Genomic DNA, 20,977 nt, shown 5'->3' with positions numbered 1-20,977 from the left:
CGTTTCATAGTCATTCGGGCGCATGGCAGACGGCCTCGACATTGTTGCCGTCGGGATCCAAGACGAAGGCGCCGTAATAGTCCGGGTGATAATGCGGGCGCAGCCCCGGCCCGCCATTGTCCTTGCCGCCGGCGGCGAGCGCCGCGGCATGGAAGGCGTCGACCTCGGCGCGGCTGCGCGCGGTGAAGGCGACGTGCTGATGGGTCCTCGGCTTGTCATCGCTGGCCTGCAGCCAGAACACCGGCCGGTCGCGGCCATAGCCACCGACCTTGGCGCCGCCGGTATATTCCAGTGGCACCATGTAGATCAGCGAGGCGCCAAGCGGCGCTATCGCCTGGTCATAAAAGGCTTTCGACGCGTCGAAGTCGGCGACATTGATGCCGAGATGGTCGATCATGAAACAAGCTCCTCCCTTGCTGGCGCCGGCACGTCGGCGCCGGCCAAGCCGGCCCCGATGACGATGTGCTGGCAGGCATTGTCGATATCGCGGATGACGTCGTCCTTCCAGAAGCGCAGGATGGTCCAGCCCAGCGCTTCCAGCTTGGCGGTTCGCGCGGCGTCAGATGCTGATGCTTCGGCCTGAGCGTGCTGAGAACCGTCCAACTCGACGATCAGCTTTTTGATAGGGCAGGCGAAATCGACGATGTAACCGGCGATCGGCATCTGGCGCCGGAAGGCCAGTCCCATGAGCCGGTGGGCGCGTATCTCATTCCAGATTTTTAGTTCTGCCTCTGTCATGGCTTTGCGCATCTTGCGCGCGTTGCCGCGATTGATGGGAGATACGCGATAATGGTTCATCGCGAGGCACCCCCCTCTGTCCTACCGGACATCTCCCCCTCAGGGGGGGAGATCAGCAGTTTCAATGACGGCTCCAACCCTTGAACGTCGGCGATTGGCGAAAGCCGACGCGCCGTCCAATCTCCCCCCTTGAGGGGGAGATGTCCGGCAGGACAGAGGTGGGTGCCTAGCGCCACCCTCACCGCTTCACCTCCCACGTCGTCACGCGTTCGTTGGTGACAGGATCCTTGCCGTCCTTCAGCTGCACGCCTTGCTCCAGAAGCTCGTCGCGGATGCGGTCAGCTTCGGCCCAGTTTTTGGCGGCGATGAACTCCAGGCGCTGCGCGATCGACTTGGCAACGCTGTCCTCATCCACGGCGGCCGCGCCGATATCGAAGCCGAGGAACAACAGCGATGCCTTCAGCGATGCGGCCGCTTCGTTGCCCTCCGCGGCCTCACCGGCAAGCTGCGTGAGCTGCTGGAAGGCGGCATAGGTGGCGAGGTCGTCCGACAGCGCCGCCACAATCTCCGCCGGGACTTGCCCTGCCGACGGCGCCAGGTCAGCCGCGCGTTTCCATTTGCGCAGCGTGTTCTCGGCTTCCTCCAGCTTGCGCACGGAGAAATCGATCGGCTCGCGGTAATGCGTCATCAGCATCGCCAGACGCAGCACCTCGCCCGGCCATTTGCGGCCGCCGAAAGTTTCGGTCTCCAGCAGTTCGGCGATCGCGTAGAAATTGCCGACGCTCTTCGACATTTTCTGGCCCTCGACCTGCAGGAAGCCGTTGTGCATCCAGACATTGGCCATGACGTCGGTGCCGTGGGCGCAACGCGACTGGGCGATCTCGTTCTCATGGTGCGGGAAGATCAAATCGAGGCCGCCGCCATGAATGTCGAAGACATCGCCGAGATAGGCGGCCGACATGGCCGAGCATTCGATGTGCCAGCCCGGACGGCCCCTGCCCCACGGGCTGTCCCAGCCGGGCTCTTCCGGTGACGACAATTTCCACAGCACGAAATCGCCCGGGTTCTTCTTGTGAGCGTCGACGGCAATTCGCGCACCGGCCTGCTGTTCGTCGAGATTGCGCTTCGACAGCTCGCCATAATCCGGCATCGAGGCGGTGTCGAACAGCACTTCGCCGGCGGCGACATAGGCGTGGCCGCGTTCGATCAAACGTTCGATGAGGGTGATCATGTCAACCTTGCCGTCGGCGCGGCGCGCAACGAACTCGGTGGCGCGCGGCTCGACCGTAGGCGGCAAGCAACCGAGTGCGGCGACATCCTTGTGGTACTGGTCGGCGGTCTTTTCGGTGACGCGGCGGATCGCCTCGTTGAGCGTCAGGTTTCCCGACGCGATCTCGGCGCCGAAATCGCGCAGCGCGCGGGCGTTAATCTTGTCGTCGACATCTGTGATGTTGCGCACATACGTGACACCAGCCTCGCCGTAGAGGTGACGCAGCAAACGGAACAGCACGTCGAAGACGATCGCCGGACGCGCATTGCCGATATGGGCAAAGTCGTAGACGGTCGGACCGCAGACATACATGCGCACATTCGACGGGTCGATCGGGACGAACACGTCCTTCGTCCGCGTTAGCGTGTTGTAGAGGCTGAGACCCTTCGATGCGTCAGACATGCGTGCCCTTCCGGTCCGTTAAGTTCTGGATGGAGCCTACCTGTGCCAAGGCACAAATCGGGCTCCAGCCTGCTGGCCGGGGCGTTTGTCCACTCTGGGGAAAGATGAGGCGAAAACGTCCGGACCAGCGCGAAGCTAGCCAATAATGCAAATGCCACAAATGGCGAAAAACGTTTTCATCGGCGGCTTTATCGCCTTGGCCGGTGTTGCCGTCAAGTCGCAACTTCCGGCAAAAGCGTCGCTGGATCATAGGTCAGGAGCCGCTGAAACATTTTATTAAACATGTCGGCACAGTCATGAAACATTCGCCGGCTAGTCCACCATAGGTCACGATTCGGTCAGATTCGGCCGGCAAACGCAGACACGGAAATGTTACCAGGGAAGAGATCGATGTCACGAACCAAGCAGGAATCGAGCCGCGCCAAGCAACCGGCGCTCGCCAACCACTACCGTGCGATCGGCCCGGCCGCGATCGTCGCCGCCCTTCTCCATACCGCGAAGAATAAAAAGCCGGCGCCGAAAATCACTTCGCCCCGCGCTGCCTGAACAGGCATCGTGCCGGCCGCCGACAAGGCGTGCGCCGGAACGGAAGGCTGAGGCGCCCATAGCGCGCCTGAAAACAACAGCTCTTCCTATTGAGCAGGTTCTTCCCGAAGACCGGACCTGGCTTCTTGGGAGCGCGCTCTAAAACAGCGTCATCTGACTGTCGTCCGCGCCGGGCTTCTGGCGCCTGACCTTGCCGGGCTCGACGATGCCCATGTCCTGTATCTCCGGCCCGATGTTGGCGACCTTGTTGACGAGGTCGGAGACCGGAATTGCCTCGAAGAAATCGGGCAGCGCGGGCTTGAGCAGGTCGGCCACATCGCGCGGTTCGAGCGTGCGGCAGTCCAGCCAGCGGGCAAAATCTTCAGGCGCGATCACCACCGGCATCCGGTCATGGATATGGGCGATGCCGGCATTGGCGTTGACGGTAAGAATGGCGCCGGTGTCCATTTCCGAACCGCCCGGCTCGGCATAGGTTTCGATCAGCCCGGCAAAGGCGATCAACCCGCCATGCCTCGGCCGTATCCAGTAGGGCTGGCCCTTCTTGCCGCTGCCGGATTGCTGCCACTCATAGAAGCCGGAGGCCGGCACCAAGGCACGGCGATGGCGCATGGCGGCTTTGAACGAGGCTTTTTCAATAGCGCCTTCCGAACGCGCGTTGATGAGCAGCGGAAATTTCCTGGTGTCCTTGACCCAGGTGGGGACCAGCCCCCAGCGCACCAGCATCGCCTGGCGATCCGGGAAATTCGAGCCCGGCATGCGCGGCGGCCCCGACAGCGCCATTAGCACCGGCTGCGTCGGCGCGATGTTGTAGCGGGCCGGAAAATCCTCCAGCTCCGCCAGGCCGAACAAGGCGGCGGTCTGGTCCGGCGTGGCCGTCAGGGCAAAGCGTCCGCACATGGGAAAGCTCGATGAATTGATCCGATCGCGAACGTGGCGATGGAACCGGCGCTGCGCAACCGCTAAAGCTGCTCGCTGCCAGCCGGTCCACAAGGGTTTGGCCTCACATAGGCGAAACGAGATCGATGAACGAGCAGCGCAAGACACTTCCCGCAGTCTCGGTCGCCGTCGTGCGCGGCAGGACGGTGCTGCTGGTCAAACGGGCGCGGCCGCCGTCGCAGGGGCTTTATGCCTTTCCCGGCGGCAAGGTCGAGCCCGGCGAGACGCTGCAAGAAGCAGCGTCGCGCGAATTGCTGGAGGAAACCGGGCTGCGGGCGCAGGACTATCGTCCGCTTCGCGACATCCACATCGACGGCAGCGGCGAGAATCACCCGGTCGACTATCTGCTGACCGTGTTCGGCGCCGTTTATGCCGGCGGCGAAGCGACGGCCAGCGACGATGCCGAGACCGCCGCCTTCTATAGTCTTGATGAAATGGCGACGCTGCCGCTCGCGGGTGACGTCATGGAGGTGGCTGAAGAGCTTTTGGCCTGAAGCAGGCCCATATCTGCCCGCTCCGAGAATCGCCTTGCAGGCGACAAAATGTTTCGTCAGATAGACTTATGACCCGCACCTCGCTGTTCCTTGCCGCATGCATCGCCGCCGCCACGGCTTTTGCCGTGCAGCCGGCGCTGGCCGCCGAGTCGCCGTTCGAGCCCGGGCTGATGCGACTGGCCGAGGTGCTGGGGTCGCTGCATTTCCTGCGCAATCTGTGCGGCGAAAAGGGCGACCAGTGGCGCACCGAGATGGAAAAGCTGATCAATTCGGAAAATCCCGATCCGGAGCGGCGTGCCCGCTTCATCGCCAGCTTCAACCGCGGTTACCGTTCCTTCGGCGGCACCTATACCCAATGCACGCCGTCAGCGACCGAAGCCATCAGCCGCTACATGAAGGAAGGCGAGACGCTGTCGCGCGACATCGCCTCGCGTTACGGCAACTGACGAGCGCCAGACGGCGTTTAGCCAACGCCTTTTCGAGCACCCGCCTTGTATCCACGGCACGTTGATGCAATCTTGGTGTTGCACTTGCGCAACAGTATTAACGAAACGTTAGCGCGCGAATGCGGAATTAACTCAAACTGAAGGTTTTCATCCCGCTCACCGGTCTAATCGGCTAAGTTTGAATCGGACCGAACGCAGGCGACGAAGTTTGTAAAGACGATCAAAAAAATGTCGTATTTACAGATACTTACTTAGCCTGCGTGAGATAGGGGCAGCCCAAGCCGGATCCGACCCGTCGGACCGCCGCTTGAAAAGGTGGACATCGCAAATGGAACATGGCGTCAACGACATCGACGCGCTTGTCAGGGAAGAAAAGCGCCTGACCGCGGTGGAAAGCCATAGCGAGGCCTGGGCGGAAGGTCTGTCGGCCGGCATAGAACCTGAAATCATCGCCGAGGCAGCGCTTGAAACCGCGTTCGGCGAGATGCTGCGAGCCAATGGCGAGACCTCGGCCCTTGCCCTGCTCGACCGCATGCGTGAAAAGGTGATCGCCGGCGCCTTCGAGCCGGAGCGGTTTCGGCACTAGGCGGCGCGCGTCTCAGAGGGTGCATCGCCAGCTTACCGGTTCTTTGACGACGGCGCGCCGTTTGGGCATCATGCCTGAAGAGCCTAGGCCCGAGGAGAGGCAAGCGGTGAATTTTTCGATGTCAGGCCGGCCTCGCGGCGTGGCCCTCAGCATCTGGCTTGCCGCTTCCTGCGCCGCGGGTCCGCTGGCGTTTGTCCTGACCAGCAACCCTGCCTACGCGTTGAGCGAGATCAAGCGCGAGGAGCTTCCAGTTCCTGCCGGGCCACCAGCCAATGGTGAGACGGCGCCGTCTGAAAATTCAGTGCCAATGCCCGATCTGCCCGGCACGGCGCCACCGGCCGCCAGCCAGCCGAAATCGCCCACGGAGCCCGGACAAAGCCAACCGGAAGCCCCCGCCAACGATGGCGGCGTGGCCAACCCGCGTGCCGATCCAGAAGCGCCGGTGCCCGAAGTCGTCTATGACCTTTCCAAATTGCCCGAGCCCGTCAGGCGCATGCGCGATCTGATGGTCGAGGCCTGCGTCAGCGGCGACATCGAGAAGCTGCGGCCGCTGATCGGCAAGGGCGACACCATGACCCAATTGTCGCTGGGCGAAATCGAGGGCGACCCGATCGCCTTCCTGAAAGGGCTATCGGGCGACAAGGAAGGTCAGGAAATCCTCGCCATCCTGGAAGAGGTGCTCAATGCCGGCTATGTCCATGTAGACGTCGGCACACCGCAGGAACTCTATGTCTGGCCGTATTTCTTCGCCCTGCCGCTGGACAAGCTCAACGCCAGGCAGCGGGTCGAACTGTTCAAGATCGTCACCGCCGGCGACTATGACGACATGAAGCAGTTCGGAGCCTACATCTTCTACCGCGTCGGCATTACGCCCACCGGGCAGTGGACGTTTTTCGTCGCCGGGGATTGAACGGCGATTCCCCTGGGATGGCTACTGGCTAGGGCTAGAAAGCTCGAGGCCTGTGTCAGGCCATATGCGGATACCTTCATTTCGAAGGGCCGAAATCGCTTCGACCGCCGCGTTGGGATCCATTTGCAGCACCTCGGCGGCATGCCGCAATTCTTCCTTGTCCCGCAGCCTGTTTACCACCCAAGCCACCTTGCGCTCGATATCCACGCCATAGGCCGCCTTCGCCTTGCCAACAGCGTCGCTCGGGATTTCCTTATAGATGCCAACCAGCACTCCAAGATCGATGGCATCGCGATATGCAATTGCACGGTCCTGACATCGATCCGCGTTCGCCAGCAACTTCTCGGCAAACATATCCGCCGGGACCAGGGCGGATACATTCAGATCGTCGTCGAAATGGCCTCGCAGTTTTATGCGGCCTTCGCGGATGACTTCAAACTTGATCGTTTGGCCTTTCAACCGCACGATCGTCCGCAAGCCATATTGATCGATCTGGAAGTCCCGAACAGCCTCGACCGGCTCAGGAAAGAATGCTCTGACGCCACGTTCGGCTGCGGAGGTCCGCAATTCGCGATAGCCATCACTGTCGGCACACAGGAAGTCCACATCCAGTGAGCGGCGATATTCCCCGAATTTCATAACGATCGCAGTGCCACCGCCGAACCAGCACTGGTTTGCGGTCAGGAAATGGCGATCCATCAACCCGAGCGCTTCGGCAATGATCTGGTGCTCGGGCCTCTTGAATTCCATCATGACGCTCGCGGTGTGTCCTGTTGATATTCCGGCTGCGAGGAACGATCAGGTGAGGGAAATCAGCCGGCGGTCAAGAGCACGCCGTGACCGAATTTGTCTGCCAAACTTTGGATAAGCATCTTCTCACGCACAGTAAGACGCTTTTGATCGACAAACCGCCAATTACGCTCATACAGCGCAAATGCCTCTTCGGCCGGAATCGGGCGTGCCGCATCGCGGTTCCAGGCGAGCGCCTGGAGCTCCGGAAACTCCGCAGGGACGATCATGGGCGCGATATCTGCGTTCATAATGCCCTTAACGTAGTGGATAGCGCTTAAAAAATCCAACGCAGCAAGAAACCGCTAAGCCGGCAGCGCCTCGGAAAACTCTACCGGCCTGCCCTGCCCGGGCGTGACGATCTCGCCTTCCCACATCACGCGACGGCCGCGCACGATGGTGCCGATCGGCCAGCCGGTGACTTCCTTGCCGTCATAGGGCGTCCAGCCGGCCCTGGAGCCGGCTTGCGCATTGGTGATGGTCTCGCGCCGCTGGAGGTCGACAATGGTGAAATCGGCATCGTAGCCGGCGGCGATGCGGCCTTTCCTGGCCATGCCGAAGATGCGCTGCGGGCCGTGGCTGGAGAGGTCGACGAAGCGCTGCAGGGTCAGCAGGCCTGAATTGACATGGTCGAGCATGATCGGCACCAGCGTCTGCACCCCGGTCATGCCAGACGGCGAGGCCGGATAGGGCTTTGCCTTCTCGGCCGGCGTGTGCGGGGCGTGATCGGAGCCGAGCACGTCAATGATGCCTTGCGCAATGCCGTGCCAGACGCCGTCGCGATGGCGGGCCGCGCGAACCGGGGGATTCATCTGGATCAGCGTGCCCAGCCGCGCATAGTCGTCGGAGGCGAGTGTCAAATGGTGCGGCGTCGCCTCGCAGGTGGCGACATCCTTGTGCTGTTGGAGGAAGATGATTTCCTCGGCAGTGGAGATATGCAGCACATGGATGCGGGCGCGGGTGTTTCGCGCGATGCGCACCAGCCGCTCGGTACAGCGAAGCGCCGCGATCTCGTCGCGCCAGACGGGATGCGATGACGGGTCGCCCTCGACGCGCAGGCCCAGGCGCTCGCGCAGCCGGAACTCGTCCTCCGAGTGAAAGGCGGCACGGCGGCGGGTGTTGCGCAGGATCGATGCGACACCCTCGTCGTCCTCGACCAGCAGGTCGCCGGTGGACGAGCCCATGAACACCTTTATCCCGGCAGCACCCGGCAGCCGCTCGAGCTCACCGACATCATCGGCATTCTCGCGCGTGCCGCCAACCCAGAAGGCGAAGTCGCAATGCATCCGGCTGGTGGCGCGGCGCACCTTGTCGGCAAGCGCCGCCTCGCTGGTGGTCAGCGGATTGGTGTTGGGCATTTCGAAGACGGCGGTGACCCCGCCCAGCACAGCCGCGCGCGAGCCCGTCTCCAGATCTTCCTTGTGCTCCAGCCCCGGCTCGCGAAAATGCACCTGACTGTCGACGACGCCTGGCAGGACGTGCAGCCCGCGACAGTCGATCGCTTCGCCGGCCGAAGCTTGGCGAAGATCGCCCATTGCGACGATGCGACCACCCTTGACGCCGACATCGCGCGCGCCCTCGCCATCATGGTTGACCACCGTGCCGCCTGTCAGGATGAGGTCGTAGGTGGTGGCCATGGGCGTTCGGTCTCTTGCGGGGGGAGTATCGTCGGCTTACGTAAAGGCCGACCGTTTTGCAAGATCAGGTTCTTTGCCGCCCATGCCTTTTGCCCTGCTCAAAGACCGCGCTCTCATTTCTGTGTCAGGCCCGGATGCCGAGCATTTTTTGCAGAACATCCTCACCACCGACCTCGACACGCTGGGCGCCGGTGCGGCAAAACCCGGTGCGCTGCTTTCGCCGCAAGGCAAGATCCTGTTTGATTTCCTGATCTCGCGTAGCGGCGAGGACGGATTCCGGCTGGATTGCCGTGCCGACGTCGCAGACGACTTCCTGCGCCGGCTGATGCTTTACAAGCTGCGCGCCAAGGCCGAGATCGCGAAGCAGGATCAAGTGCTTGTGACGGTTGCGTGGGGCGATGATTCAAGCGCCTCACCTTCTGATTCAACGACACTTGCCGATGCCCGCTTCCGCGATGTGGTTGTGAGCCGTTCCTATGGCGGCGCATCCCTAGGTGGCGATCCGGCTGCATGGCAGACGCTCCGCATCGCCAACGGCATTGCCGAAAGCGGTCCCGATTATCAGCTCGGCGATGCCTTCCCTCACGACGTGCTGCTCGACGAGACCGGCGGCGTCGGCTTCAAGAAAGGCTGCTATGTCGGCCAGGAAGTGGTCTCGCGCATGCAGCATCGCGGCACCGCCAGGCGGCGCGTGCTGATCGTTTCGGCCGACCATGCCTTGCCCGCGCCGGGCTCGGAGCTGACGGTTGCGGGGCGGCCGGTCGGCACGCTCGGCTCGACCGCGGGCACGGCCGGCCTCACCATTGCCCGCATCGACCGGGTCAAGGCGGCGCTCGACGCTGGCCAGCCGGTACTGGCCGGTGATGTCACCGTCTCGCTCGCCATCCCGGCCTGGGCGCAGTTCAGCTTTCCCAGGGAAGCCATCGGCGCGGAGGATGCCTGATGGCTGCCGATCGCGTCGGAGCGCCACCGCGCGCGTGGCAGCGCATGCTGTCGGGACGGCGGCTCGACCTGCTCGACCCCTCGCCGCTCGACATCGAAATCTCCGACATCGCCCACGGGCTTGCCCGCGTCGCCCGCTGGAACGGCCAGACCCGCGGCGATCACGCCTTTTCGGTTGCCCAGCATTCGCTGCTGGTCGAGGCGCTGTTCAGCGAGTTGCAGCCGGACGCCTCGGCCAACGCTCAGTTGGCAGCACTGCTGCATGACGCGCCGGAATATGTCATCGGCGACATGATCTCGCCGTTCAAATCGGTAATGGGCGGCTCCTACAAGGAGTGTGAGCTGCGTCTCCAGCGCGCCATCCATCAGCGCTTTTCGCTGCCGCCCGAACTCGGCGTCGGCTTGCGCAAGGAGATCAAGCGCGCCGACCAGATCGCCGCCTATTACGAGGCGACGCTGCTTGCCGGTTTCTCGACCGCGGAAGCAACCGAGTTCTTCGGCCGGCCGCGCGGGTTCAATGCCGACCGCTTCGACTTTAAGCCGCACTCGGTGACCTCCGCGCAAGCTGCCTTCCTCAAACGCTACGCCAGGCTTGAAAAGCAACGCCAGGCAACGGTTGCCGTGCATTCGGCGCAGTGAACATACGCTAAATTAACCAGCGGCAACCACAGTACCGGGTTTCGATCACGGTCAGCAGGCACGCCTCATGTCCGTTGCGCACGTCAAGGGTGGTTCGCCCGTCCGCAGACGGGGAGCCGGAGGCGTGGCCGCGCCACGGCAGATCGCCGACGAACTGCGCCACCAGAACGAGCGCTTTTCCGCGGCCGTCGAGAATATGTCGCATGGGCTGTGCATGTTCGACGCCGACGAGCGGATGATCATCTGCAACGGCAACTATATCAGCATCTTCTCCCTCGACGCGAAGATCGTGCGGCCCGGCATCGCGTTCCTGGACATTCTAAAGCACAGCGTCGACATCGGTGTCGCCTCACAGAGCGCCGAAGACCTGTATGCCATCCGCAAGCCCTATATCGAGCGCGCGCAAGCCTCGACCTACGAGGAAATACTGTCGGACGGACGTATCGTTTCCATCACGCACCGGCCGCTGGCCTCAGGCGGCTGGGTGTCGATCTATGAGGACATTACGGAGCAAAGGCGGGCCGAGCAGGAACTGAAGGAGCAGCACCGCCGCTTCGATGCGGCGCTCGCCAACATGTCGCAAGGCCTGTTGATGTACGACGCCGAAGGCACGCTGATCGTGCGCAACCAGCGCTTCCTCGACCTCTACAAGGTCACGCCTGACGACTTCCCGCTCGGCATGAGCCAGCGCGCCCTGCTCGAACAGATGGTGCGACTGCGCATCTATCCGTCGATGGACATTGACGGCGAGATCGCCAACACCAGAGCCAGCCTGCAGGCCGGTGAGGAGCGTTCGACAGACCGCAGCCTTGCCGATGGCCGAACGCTGCTGGTTGCGCGCCGGCCGCTTGCCGGTGGCGGCTGGGTGGCGACCTTCGAAGACATCACCGAGCGCCGGCGCGCCGAAGAGCGCATGAGCCACCTTGCACATTACGACACGCTGACCGACCTGCCCAACCGCTCGATGTTTCGCGAACGGCTCGACCAGGCGATGGCCGGCGATACACCGCTGGCGATCTTCTCGCTCGACCTCGATCGTTTCAAGGCCGTCAACGACACCTGGGGACACCCTGCCGGCGACTGGCTGCTGAAATGCGTGGCTGAGCGGTTGCGGCACAGCCTGCGCAGCGACACCGATATGGTCGCCCGCCTCGGTGGCGACGAGTTCGCCATCCTGCAGTTCAATCCCAAAGGCTCCACCGATGCGGAACAACTGGCAAAACGCATCGTCGCTGTCGTCAGCCAGCCGTTTCGCGACAAGGGCCGCGAGATGCATGTCGGCATCAGCCTTGGCATCGCGCTGTATCCCGGTGACGGCAAGGACGCCGACACGCTTTTGAAGAACGCCGACATGGCGCTTTACAGCGGCAAGAGCGAAGGCCGCAACGTTTACCGCTTTTTCGAGCCCGGCATGGATGCCTTGGTGCGGGCGCGCCTGGCGCTCGAAACCGATCTCGAGACGGCACTGAAGCGGCGGGAGTTCGTGCTGGAGTTCCAGCCGATCACCAACATCGCGTCGGGCAAGATCGTCGGCGCCGAAGCGTTGATGCGGTGGAATTCACCGACGCGCGGCCTGGTGGCGCCCGACGATTTCATCGCAGCCGCCGAAGACAGCGGGCTGATCGTTCCGCTGGGCGAATGGGCGCTGAAACAGGCCTGCAGCGTGGCCGCCGGCTGGCCGCCTGGAATGCGCATCGCCGTCAATGTCTCGGCAGTGCAGATCAGAAGCGCCGACTTTGCCCGCAGCGTGATTTCGGCGCTGGCCGTTTCCGGCGTGCCGGCCAGCCGGCTCGAACTGGAAATCACCGAGACCGTGCTGATGGATGAGAGCGAGACGGTGCTGAAGACGCTGAGGCAGCTGCGCGAACTCGGTATCCGCATCGCGCTCGACGATTTCGGCACCGGCTATTCGTCGCTCGGCTATCTCAGGCGTTTTCCCGTCGACAAGATCAAGATCGACCGCTCCTTCATCCACGATATCGACAACAAGGACACGGCGGCGATCGTGCGCACGATCATCGGGCTTGGTGCCGAACTTGGCATCACTGTCACCGCCGAAGGCGTCGAGACCGAAGCGCAGCTCGACATATTGCGCAAGGCTGGCTGCATCGAGGCGCAGGGCTTTCTGATCGGCATGCCGTCAAAGGCCGCCGACATGGCTCGACTTCTCAAGACGAGGGCAGCGTCCCGGCGCGCCTGAACATCCCCGGCGTCATTCCATGCGCGGCGCGGAAGGTGCGCGAGAGATGGCTTTGGTCGGAGAAGCCGGCCGCAAAGGCGGCACCGGCGAGATCTGAACCTTGCCGGATCAGCAGATCGGCACGGCGCAGCCTGCGGTCACGGATGAAGGCAGCAGGGGTGAGACCCAGCACTTTCCTGAAATCGCGGATAACTTGAAAGCGCGTCACGCCTGCGGCTTCAGCGAGCCGCTGCAAATCGAGGTCCGAGTTCAGATGGTCTTCGATGACCTGTTCATAGACCCGGAGCCGGCTTTTCGATCCGAAGCTTTCGACCGCCTCGCGCCGCCGGCCGCCCCAATCGCCATGGCGCAGGATGAGCTTGCGCAAGGCGATCAGCATGGATGTTTCGGCGCTCGTGGCATCACCCGATGTCGAAGCCAAGTGCGCGACGCCTACTGCCTGGACGAGATCGGCATCATCGACGATCGCTTGCGAAAACAACGGCGGGCGATCCTGCCCGAGTTCGTCCGCGATCGCACCCATGAGCGAGGCCGACGGATAGAAGGTGCGGTAAGCCCAACCCTGGTCGGCACCCGCCTCGCCGTCATGCCATATCTCCGGATTGACGAGCAGAACCGTGCCCGACGGAGCGAGGACAGTCTCGTTGCCGATGCGGACCCGCTCGCACCCTTGCGTGATCAGGGCGACGACATAGGTCGGGTGCGTGTGCAGCTGGTAGCGATGCCGCGTGAAGCGCGCCTTGAGCATGCCAAGATCGCGAAAGCGCGGATGACGCCAGAACTGCGTCGTCTCCTGAGGCTGTTGAATTCCAGACACGGTCAATCCTGTTCAAGACGCTGCCGGCGCAAATCCTTTACGTGCTGGCATCGACAAGGCCGAATTTACGATAGCCGGCAAGGAGAGCGCAATGCTGCACAACGACCCCATCGCCGCCCTCACCCCGCAGGTGGTGGAATGGCGGCATCACATCCACGCCAACCCCGAACTCGGTTTCCAAGAGTATGAGACCGCGCGCTTCGTCGCCGACAAGCTGCGCACCTTCGGGCTCGACGAGGTTCATGAAGGCATAGGCGGCACCGGCGTGGTTGGCGTCCTCAGAGGACGGCCAGGCGTGCGCGCCATCGGGCTTCGGGCCGAACTCGATGCCTTGCCCGTGCTGGAGAAGACAGGATTGCCATATGCGTCGAAGAAAGACGGCGTGATGCATGCCTGCGGCCACGACGGGCACATCGCGATGCTGCTCGGCGCCGCCAAGCTGCTCGCCGACAACAGAGCCTTCGACGGCACCGTCTGTTTCATCTTCCAGCCGGCGGAAGAAAATGAAGGCGGCGCCATGCGGATGATCGAGGACGGACTGTTCGAGCGCTTCCCCGTGGAAGCCGTCTACGCCGTCCACAACTGGCCGGGGCTGCCGCTCGGAAAGATCGCGGCCCGTGCCGGGTCGATGATGGCGGCCGTCGACACTTTCGAACTGAACTTTGAGGGGACCGGCGCGCATGCCGCCATGCCGCAGCTAGGCGACGATCCCGTGCTCGCGGCCGGCGCCTTCGTTCAAGCCGTGCAGCGCATCGTCAGCCGTTCGGTCGACCCGCAAATGGCGCTGGTCGTTTCGATCACCCAGATCCATGGCGGCAATGTCGGCAACATCGTGCCGGGCAAGGTCTGGCTGCAAGGAACCTGCCGCTTCTTCGAGCCCACTTTGTCGGACCATTGCGAAAGGCTGATCGGCGACATCGCGCAAGGCATTGCCTCGGCGCATGCCCTCACCGCCAAGCTCGCCTACAAGAAAGGCTACCCGCCGCTGGTCAACACGTCGGCTGCCACTGACCGGGCCGTCCAGGCGGCAACCGCGGTTGTCGGCCGCGAGCAGGTCGAGACCGCATTCAACCCGAGCCTCGGCTGCGAGGATTTTGCCTACATGGTCCGCGAAGCCGGCGGCTGCTATGCCTGGGTCGGCGCAGGAGCGGTCAGACCGGGCGAAGGGCTGCACGGCGATCGCTATGTCTTCAACGACGCCATCGTCCCCACCGTGCTCCGCTATTTCGTCACGCTCGTTGAGCAGACGCTACGCTGACGGCCGAGCGCCTCAGCGCAAGGTCGCGACGTATTTCTCGTGGAAGCTGACATAGCCGGGTTCGACGACTTTGAGATGGCGCTCGATCAGCTGGTGGAAGGCCGGCAGCTGATGGAAGGGCACGCCGGGATAGGCGTGGTGCTCGGCGTGATACGGCATGTTCCAGGCGACTTTGCGCACCAGCCAGTTGGTCAGCGTGGTGCGGGTGTTTTCCAGCATGTTGGCGACAAGCGGGCAGCGGCCATGCTCGGCCAGCAGATAGAGCCTGAGGAAGGGCTGGCCGAGCAGCGCCGGCACGATCCAGACATAGAGCAGTACACTTGCCTCGAACCACAGGGCTAGCGCGGCGACCACGACATAGAAAGCGATCATGGCGCGGGCTTCAGTGCGCACCTTGGGCAGGCCTTTCGGCGGCACGTAGCTGTCGTGGCAGCCGCCAATCGCGTTGGTGTAGAGTGTCTGCAAATGCCCCCACCACACCGGCAGGCCCGAGACGTGGACGATGTATTGCCGCATCGTCTCCGGTTTCGGGAAGGCGAGTTCCGGATCGTTCTCGGGATCCTGGGTGAAACGGTGATGGGCGAAGTGGAAATAGCGAAACCAGTCGGCGGGCAGCGCGATCGCCAGGCTGCAGACCCTTGCGGCGGCATCGTTGAGCCACTGCGTCTCGAACGCCGTCCTGTGCACCGTCTCATGCAGCAGCGTGAACAGGAAGACGATAAGAATGCCTTGCGGCAACATCAACAGCGGCCAGTACGACACCTTGGCCGCAATCAGCCCGCCGATAGCCACGATCGCGCCGAGATGGAAGGCGAGTTGGACCAGACCCGGCCCGTCCGACTTGCCGGTCAGGCGGCTGCGCTGCTCATTGGTCAGGAACGCGATGACGTCGCGATGGTCTCTGGGTTCAAACTGGGCCGATACGGTCATGGCGCCAAGCTACTCGAATAAGAAAGCTTTCAAAAGACGAGGATTTCTGCGACACAGATAAGCTGACCTTACCTATCGGATCACCCAATGACCGCGCTTCCTTCCCTGAGAGGACTTCAAGCCTTCGAGGCGGCGGCGCGCTCGGGGAGTTTCGCCGCAGCGGCGGATGAGCTCTCGATCTCGGCGGCTGCGGTCAGCCAGCTCATTCGCACCGTCGAGGAGCAGATGGGTCGAAAACTGTTCCATCGCGTCAACCGCCGCGTGGTGCTGACGGAAGCCGGTGTCGAGATGCTGCCCCGGCTGACCCTGGCTTTTCGGGAGATCGGCAGCATCGCGCGTGGCAGCGATGCCTTCCGCCCGCGGCTTGTCGTATCGGTGCCGCCGTCCATGGCGATGGGCTGGCTTTCCGAACGCCTCGCCGGCTTTGTCGCCAGCCACGGCGCCGTCGACATATCCCTGCGCGGCGATGACGATCCGGTGCCGTTCGACCGCGAACTGATCGACATCCGGCTGTCCTTCGGCCCGCACTATCGTGAACACCCGAGCGAGGAGATCGTCAGGGACGCCGTCTACCCCGTCTGCGCGCCAGAACTCACCGCCAAAACCGACAGCCTCGCCGGCCTGCCACTGATTCACACCGACTGGGGACCGACCGGCGCGTCGTTTCCGTCTTGGCGCACCTGGTTCGAGGCGGCGGGCATAGAACCCGGCCGCGCAGTGCAGCGCGGCCTGTCGGCGAACTCGTCGCGGGCAGCGCTCGACCTTGCCATTTCAGGGCTGGGCGTGGCGCTGGCGCAAGGCATTTATTGCGCCGGGGCGCTGGAAGAGGGCCGTTTGGTCCGGGCTAATGCCCTATCGATCGCGCTGCGTCAGCCATATTGCCTGACGATCCCGGAACGCAGTGCAAGGCGCGACCTGGTGGCGGCGTTTCGCAATTGGCTGATTGAGGAATGCCGGCGGTCGGTGGGTTCGCCGGTGCTCGGCTGATGGACCGAACTGCTCAGAGATGGCCGGCCAGTGCGGCGACCATGTCCTTGTTCGTCGCCACGGGAATGATCTCGAACTCCACCAGGTCAGACCATTCGATGACCCAGCGCTGTAGCTGCGTGACGTCATCGGCCTCGACCAAAAGGAAGCAGCGGCTCATATCAGCCGCGATCCAGGAGTGGTGCACGACAAGCGCGTCCGGCTTCAATCGGCCGCGCTCGCCGAAACGGCGGTAGATCTCCTTGCGGTCGCAGCCGGTGAAATCCTCGATGACGATGAACTGCATTTTTCCCCCTCGGTTGAATTACCGCCCGGGACGGCAAACTAACGCCCGGGACGGTCCAGCCGCTCCAGGAACCATTGCGTCAGCCGCACCCAGACTTCGTCCTTTTCGCCGGAATCCTCCCAGCCATGGTCGAGGTTCGGGTTGTCGTTGACCTCGATGACGAAGACGCCATCCTTGGTTTCCTTGAGATCGACGCCGTAAAGCCCGTCGCCGATGCAGCGCGCCGCCTTCACCGCGGTGTCGACGACATGCGGCGGCGTCTCTTTCAGCGTGAAGGTCTTGATGCCGCCCTGGTCGGGCTTGCCGCTGGCCTTGTGGTTGACGATCTGCCAGTGTTTTTTCGCCATCAGATAATGCACGGCAAACAGCGGCTGCCCACCGAGCACGCCGACGCGCCAGTCATATTCGGTCGGGATGAATTTCTGCGCGATCAGGAGATCGGAATCCTCCAGCCACTCGGTGGCGAGCGTCTTCAGTTCTTCGAAGTTGCCGCATTTCTTGACGCCGCGCGAGAACGATGAATCCGGGATCTTCAGCACCAGCGGAAAGCCCAGCGTCTGCGCCGCCAGTTCGAGGTCCGAGGTGCCGGCTATCATCACCGTCGGCGGCACCGGCACCTTGTTGTAGGCCATCAGTTCGTTGAGATAGACCTTGTTGGTGCAGCGGATCATCGACAGCGGGTCGTCGATCACCGGCATGCCTTCCTGCTGGGCGCGGCGCGCGAAGCGGTAGGTGTGGTTTGAGATCGAGGTGGTCTCGCGGATGAACAGCGCGTCGTAATTGGCGAGCTTGGCCAAGTCCTTCCTGGTGATCGGCTCGATTTCGACGCCCATCTTTTCGGCGATCTTGGCCCAGTAACGCAGCGAGGAAATCTCCGACGGCGGCAGTTCCTCATGCGGATCGACCAGCGTGGCGAAGGTGTAGCGTGCCGGGGTGCGGCCCTTGGTGTCGCGCCACTCGCGGTTGGTGTACGTCTCGAGCGCCTGCACGAATAAGGCTTCTTCCTCCTCGGCCATCCTGGCCAGCGGCAGGAATCCGATCTTGCGGATCGAAGCCCATTCGGCGCTGTCCTTGATGTGAACCTCAAGCGCCGGAGCGCGGAACCAGTCGAACAACAGCTTGGCGAAGCGGTCCCAGACCTTCGACGGTCCGATGCCGAAGAAGATGCAGATTTTTTGCGGGAAAACGCCTCCGAGATCCTTGCGGCATTTGTTGAGCGCCAGCTCCAGTTCCGGCAGCGCGTGCTCGTAGAGCTTGCGCTCGGACAGGTCGATCATCGTCTCGACCGTCGGGATGACCTTGTGGCCGCGCGAACCGGCGAGCAGAGAGGCATAATAGCCGCGGCTCTGGTAGGCGTAATTGTTCGACAGGTTGATGACCTTCGGCTGCTGGCCGCGAAACAGCGCCGGATGCGCAAGATAGTCACGGTTGGTGATGATCTTGTGCGGCGTCGCCGCCGGGTCGAGATCGTTCTGACGGCCGGTGAGGATGACCCAGGTCATTGTTATCAGCGTTTCCCAAGAGTGATGGCAGCACGCAGTCCGTCGCGGCCGAATTGCGCCATGTTCATGAAGATGCCGTGCGGCACGGGAATGTTGGCGGCATCGAGGATGGTCTCCTGTCTTTCGTCCTCGACCCAGGGATCGTGGATCAGGATGTGGTCGCCATCGTCGCCGATAGCCAGCACCCAATGCGGCACCTTCTTGCCGAACATCAGGAAGCCGCTGATCAGCACCAGCACCAGTTTTCCCTGAGCCAGGGCGCCGCGGATATCGTCGATGGTGAATGGACGGTAATTCACCGGGATGCCGTAAAGTTCCGCGCGGCGGCGAAAGTCCACCTGGGCAAGTTCCATCACCCGGCGCTTGTCGTCGCTGCGCACTGATTGCAAGAACAGCGCGCCATAGAAGGACACGAAGATTTCCGCCGCAAGCCCGCTTTCGTAGCCGGAAACCGCAAGGCCGAAGGGCTCGCAGCCGCCTGGGCCGGACATCATGAACACGGTCGTTGCCTCGCGCCATAGGCGGATTTCCATGACCGGATCGGGCACGAAGCCGGAATCGAAATTGGCCATCGCCATCATCAGGCAGCATGGACCGCAGGTGAACTCGCAGGTCTGCTGGTAGAATGGGACTTTGGTGGCGACCGGAATATCGCCGCGCAAGGTCTTTTCGTAGCGCAGCGCGGTGGCGCCATCCTCGTAATAGTGAGGCTCGCGACCGATCTTGCGGTAGCCGCTCTGCTCATAGATGCCAATGGCGCGAAGATTGTCCTCGCGCACTTCGAGACGCAACATCATGCGGTCGTGCTCGAAGGCAGCTTCTTCGGCCGCTGCAAGCAGCATGCGGCCAATGCCGCGGCCGCTGAAAAACGGGCTGGTGGCAAGCGAATAGAGCCGGGCGACGCCGCTGCCCTTGCGAAACAGCACGATGGCGTAGCCGGCGACACGACCATCGCTTTCGGCGACCAGCATCTCGGCTGTCTCGCGTTCGATCAACAAGCGGAAGGAGCGCCGGGAAATGCGGTCACTGGAAAAGACCGCCTTCTCGATGGCGGCGAGGTCATCGACGTCGGACGCGCGGGCCTTGCGAATCTCGGCAGGCATGCGGGTTTGGAAAACCTCGATTGGGTGGAGGAAAAGACCGCAGTCAAAAACGTCGCAAACATCAGCCGAAACGCCGATACTCCATCAAGCGCTATCGCACTTCGAATAGGGCCGAATTGTGACACTTTCTACCCCGGCGCATTCCCGAAACGGAATGCGCTTAACTGGCGATACCAGCCAGAAGCTGACCGTAGGCCCGCTTGGCGACCGCAGCCAGTTGCTCGCGCGGCAGCGAGCCGACGACGGCGCAGGCATAGCCCTTGTCCAGCCAGTAGACCGCCTCGGGGCCGTCGGCGTCCGCCATGTAGGTGCCCTTGGACTTGGCTGAGGAATCAGCGGTAACGAACAAGGAGATGCGCTGACCCTTGGCGTCCTCGTAAAGCAGCATCGCTGCCTTGCCCTGGCCGGCGGGCAGCAGCCGGCCGCCAACCAGCTGGAAGCCTTCCGCCACCAGATCCGGCGCCACCAGTTTCAGGCCGACGCGGTTGGACAGCCAGGTCTGCAGGTGATCCTTGTCGCTTGCCGGCACTTCCACCGCATGGCGCTGTTCGGCGGCATAGATGACATGGGCGGCGATCGCCTCTTCGGCCAGTTGGTCATCGGCGCCATCTTCCCTGCCGATGCCGTCGATGCCGGCAAAATAGCCGCCAAGACCGCCGATGACGAGCACTGCGGCCGCCGCGGCCGCAAGCCACCAGCGCGACTGCCGCGCCGCCGCCTTGGTCGCGCCGTCACCGCTAACGATCTGCTTGAACAGCACCGGCACGGGCTCGTCGAGCACACCGGCAAAGGCGGCGCGCAACGCGGCGCGGTCGGCGGTGTAGCGGGCGCTTTTCGCCTTCATTTCGGGATTGGCGTCGATCCAGGCGTCGTAGGCGGCGCGCTCGTCGCCCGGCAGCTCGCCGTCGAGAGCCATGTGGATATCGCGTTCGGAAAAATCGCGGCGGGTCATTTCTCGACGATCCTTATCGAGCGGCGGCGCGCCGTGTCATCGAGCAGGCTGCGCAGCTCCTCGCGTCCGCGCGCTATGCGCGACATCAGCGTGCCGGCGGGCACGCCGAGAATGTTGGCGGCTTCGGCATAGGAGAATCCTTCGATGGCGACCATGACGAGAGCGGCGCGACGGTCGGGGCTGATCGCCTGCAATGCGTCGATGATCTCGCGCGAGGCGGCGTTCTCCGCCTGCTCGGCGGGGACTGCCTGTGCCTCGTTTGCGTCAAGCGGCAGGATCGCCGCCTCACCGCGCCGGTTCACCTTGCGCATCTGATCGATGAACAAATGATGCATGATCGTAAACAGCCACCTCCGGGGGCTTTCTCCCGTCTGCCAGCTTTCAAGCCGCAAGAGCGCTCGTTCGAGGCAATCCTGGACGAGATCGTCGGCGGATTCGCGGTCGCGCAGAAGCGAGCGTGCGTAGCGGCGCAGGCGCGGTATTTCGCCAAGGATTGCTGCCTTCTTTTCGTCCATGACCGCTGGTTCTGAGGTCGCCCTTGTTTAACCCGATTGAACGCGCCTTCCCGGCGCGGCGCAAGCGGCCAGCGCGAAGCGGTCTGCCGCCC

At 63.0% G+C, this 20,977-nt stretch carries 24 protein-coding genes; 10 read left to right on the top strand and 14 right to left on the bottom strand.

Annotated features, from left to right (window positions below):
• Positions 1-10: 10 nt before the first annotated feature.
• The 3 genes from AC3EMP_RS14475 to cysS form a co-directional block, all read right to left on the bottom strand.
• On the bottom strand, positions 11-397 hold the full coding sequence (locus AC3EMP_RS14475) for a VOC family protein (RefSeq protein WP_023673572.1): 387 nt from the start codon (positions 395-397) through the stop codon (positions 11-13).
• Complete coding sequence (locus AC3EMP_RS14470) at positions 394-798, bottom strand: endonuclease domain-containing protein (protein WP_023709770.1); 405 nt, start codon at positions 796-798, stop codon at positions 394-396. The genes AC3EMP_RS14475 and AC3EMP_RS14470 overlap by 4 nt, the downstream gene beginning before the upstream one ends.
• Positions 799-976: 178 nt before the next feature.
• On the bottom strand, positions 977-2,410 hold the full coding sequence (gene cysS / locus AC3EMP_RS14465) for a cysteine--tRNA ligase (protein WP_023709771.1): 1,434 nt from the start codon (positions 2,408-2,410) through the stop codon (positions 977-979).
• Positions 2,411-2,800: 390 nt separating this feature from the next.
• Here cysS and AC3EMP_RS14460 point away from each other — a divergent pair, with 390 nt between their 5' ends.
• Complete coding sequence (locus AC3EMP_RS14460) at positions 2,801-2,956, top strand: hypothetical protein (RefSeq protein ID WP_023673568.1); 156 nt, start codon at positions 2,801-2,803, stop codon at positions 2,954-2,956.
• A 138-nt stretch (positions 2,957-3,094) separates the two neighbouring features.
• Here the strand turns inward: AC3EMP_RS14460 and AC3EMP_RS14455 are convergent, their stop codons facing one another.
• Positions 3,095-3,853, bottom strand: coding sequence for an SOS response-associated peptidase (locus tag AC3EMP_RS14455; RefSeq protein WP_352709951.1), 759 nt, complete (start codon positions 3,851-3,853; stop codon positions 3,095-3,097).
• 125 nt (positions 3,854-3,978) lie between these two features.
• Between AC3EMP_RS14455 and AC3EMP_RS14450 the strand changes: the two genes are divergently transcribed.
• The 4 genes from AC3EMP_RS14450 to AC3EMP_RS14435 all read left to right on the top strand — a co-directional run bounded on the left by AC3EMP_RS14450 (position 3,979) and on the right by AC3EMP_RS14435 (position 6,328).
• The gene (locus tag AC3EMP_RS14450; RefSeq protein ID WP_023753097.1) at positions 3,979-4,386 is read left to right on the top strand and encodes an NUDIX hydrolase; all 408 of its coding nucleotides are present in this window, start codon (positions 3,979-3,981) and stop codon (positions 4,384-4,386) included.
• A gap of 68 nt (positions 4,387-4,454) precedes the next feature.
• Entirely contained in the window at positions 4,455-4,832 is a 378-nt protein-coding gene (locus tag AC3EMP_RS14445) for a TIGR02301 family protein (RefSeq protein WP_488494629.1), read from the top strand.
• A 328-nt stretch (positions 4,833-5,160) separates the two neighbouring features.
• Positions 5,161-5,418, top strand: coding sequence for a hypothetical protein (locus AC3EMP_RS14440; RefSeq protein ID WP_023673564.1), 258 nt, complete (start codon positions 5,161-5,163; stop codon positions 5,416-5,418).
• Between the two features lie 106 nt (positions 5,419-5,524).
• Entirely contained in the window at positions 5,525-6,328 is an 804-nt protein-coding gene (locus tag AC3EMP_RS14435; protein ID WP_023824157.1) for a hypothetical protein, read from the top strand.
• 21 nt (positions 6,329-6,349) lie between these two features.
• On the opposite strand, the gene AC3EMP_RS14430 is transcribed toward AC3EMP_RS14435, so the two are convergent.
• From AC3EMP_RS14430 to AC3EMP_RS14420, 3 genes are all read right to left on the bottom strand, one after another.
• The gene (locus AC3EMP_RS14430; protein ID WP_023684480.1) at positions 6,350-7,078 is read right to left on the bottom strand and encodes a nucleotidyl transferase AbiEii/AbiGii toxin family protein; all 729 of its coding nucleotides are present in this window, start codon (positions 7,076-7,078) and stop codon (positions 6,350-6,352) included.
• Between the two features lie 62 nt (positions 7,079-7,140).
• The gene (locus AC3EMP_RS14425) at positions 7,141-7,368 is read right to left on the bottom strand and encodes a hypothetical protein (protein ID WP_027049982.1); all 228 of its coding nucleotides are present in this window, start codon (positions 7,366-7,368) and stop codon (positions 7,141-7,143) included.
• A 54-nt stretch (positions 7,369-7,422) separates the two neighbouring features.
• On the bottom strand, positions 7,423-8,754 hold the full coding sequence (locus AC3EMP_RS14420) for a dihydroorotase (protein ID WP_023816815.1): 1,332 nt from the start codon (positions 8,752-8,754) through the stop codon (positions 7,423-7,425).
• 82 nt (positions 8,755-8,836) lie between these two features.
• Here AC3EMP_RS14420 and ygfZ point away from each other — a divergent pair, with 82 nt between their 5' ends.
• The 3 genes from ygfZ (at position 8,837) to AC3EMP_RS14405 (ending at position 12,535) form a co-directional block, all read left to right on the top strand.
• On the top strand, positions 8,837-9,697 hold the full coding sequence (gene ygfZ, locus AC3EMP_RS14415) for a CAF17-like 4Fe-4S cluster assembly/insertion protein YgfZ (protein ID WP_023832482.1): 861 nt from the start codon (positions 8,837-8,839) through the stop codon (positions 9,695-9,697).
• Entirely contained in the window at positions 9,697-10,335 is a 639-nt protein-coding gene (locus AC3EMP_RS14410; protein ID WP_352709949.1) for an HD domain-containing protein, read from the top strand. The genes ygfZ and AC3EMP_RS14410 overlap by 1 nt, the downstream gene beginning before the upstream one ends.
• A 67-nt stretch (positions 10,336-10,402) precedes the next feature.
• Complete coding sequence (locus tag AC3EMP_RS14405) at positions 10,403-12,535, top strand: putative bifunctional diguanylate cyclase/phosphodiesterase (RefSeq protein WP_352709947.1); 2,133 nt, start codon at positions 10,403-10,405, stop codon at positions 12,533-12,535.
• On the opposite strand, the gene AC3EMP_RS14400 is transcribed toward AC3EMP_RS14405, so the two are convergent.
• A complete protein-coding gene (locus AC3EMP_RS14400; RefSeq protein ID WP_027049985.1) occupies positions 12,504-13,352 on the bottom strand; it encodes an AraC family transcriptional regulator in 849 nt (282 codons plus the stop codon). The two genes, AC3EMP_RS14405 and AC3EMP_RS14400, sit on opposite strands and share 32 nt — an antisense overlap.
• A 91-nt stretch (positions 13,353-13,443) precedes the next feature.
• Between AC3EMP_RS14400 and AC3EMP_RS14395 the strand changes: the two genes are divergently transcribed.
• Positions 13,444-14,610, top strand: a complete 1,167-nt coding sequence (locus AC3EMP_RS14395; RefSeq protein ID WP_352709944.1) for an amidohydrolase — start codon at positions 13,444-13,446, stop codon at positions 14,608-14,610.
• 12 nt (positions 14,611-14,622) lie between these two features.
• Here AC3EMP_RS14395 and AC3EMP_RS14390 read toward each other — a convergent pair whose 3' ends face one another.
• Positions 14,623-15,540: a fatty acid desaturase family protein gene (locus AC3EMP_RS14390; protein ID WP_352709942.1), complete on the bottom strand. Its 918-nt coding sequence runs from the start codon at positions 15,538-15,540 to the stop codon at positions 14,623-14,625.
• Positions 15,541-15,627: 87 nt separating this feature from the next.
• Here AC3EMP_RS14390 and AC3EMP_RS14385 point away from each other — a divergent pair, with 87 nt between their 5' ends.
• The gene (locus AC3EMP_RS14385; protein ID WP_023824163.1) at positions 15,628-16,527 is read left to right on the top strand and encodes a LysR substrate-binding domain-containing protein; all 900 of its coding nucleotides are present in this window, start codon (positions 15,628-15,630) and stop codon (positions 16,525-16,527) included.
• Between the two features lie 13 nt (positions 16,528-16,540).
• Here AC3EMP_RS14385 and AC3EMP_RS14380 read toward each other — a convergent pair whose 3' ends face one another.
• The 5 genes from AC3EMP_RS14380 to AC3EMP_RS14360 all read right to left on the bottom strand — a co-directional run bounded on the left by AC3EMP_RS14380 (position 16,541) and on the right by AC3EMP_RS14360 (position 20,885).
• Complete coding sequence (locus tag AC3EMP_RS14380; RefSeq protein WP_352597676.1) at positions 16,541-16,813, bottom strand: DUF3303 domain-containing protein; 273 nt, start codon at positions 16,811-16,813, stop codon at positions 16,541-16,543.
• Between the two features lie 38 nt (positions 16,814-16,851).
• Positions 16,852-18,315 (bottom strand): RimK family ATP-grasp domain-containing protein, encoded by a 1,464-nt coding sequence (locus AC3EMP_RS14375; protein WP_023692866.1) that lies wholly within the window; start codon positions 18,313-18,315, stop codon positions 16,852-16,854.
• 5 nt (positions 18,316-18,320) lie between these two features.
• Positions 18,321-19,418, bottom strand: a complete 1,098-nt coding sequence (locus AC3EMP_RS14370) for a peptidase C39 family protein (protein WP_023692865.1) — start codon at positions 19,416-19,418, stop codon at positions 18,321-18,323.
• Between the two features lie 160 nt (positions 19,419-19,578).
• Positions 19,579-20,370 carry an anti-sigma factor family protein gene (locus AC3EMP_RS14365; protein WP_027049988.1) on the bottom strand — a complete coding sequence of 264 codons (792 nt, stop codon included), beginning with the start codon at positions 20,368-20,370 and terminating at the stop codon, positions 19,579-19,581.
• Positions 20,367-20,885: an RNA polymerase sigma factor gene (locus AC3EMP_RS14360; protein ID WP_023670250.1), complete on the bottom strand. Its 519-nt coding sequence runs from the start codon at positions 20,883-20,885 to the stop codon at positions 20,367-20,369. The genes AC3EMP_RS14365 and AC3EMP_RS14360 overlap by 4 nt, the downstream gene beginning before the upstream one ends.
• Between the last annotated feature and the right edge of the window lie 92 nt (positions 20,886-20,977).

Source organism: Mesorhizobium sp. P160219, assembly GCF_057786095.1.
Note: the sequence above shows the minus strand (reverse complement) of the source record. Positions and strands in the feature narration are given on the sequence as shown.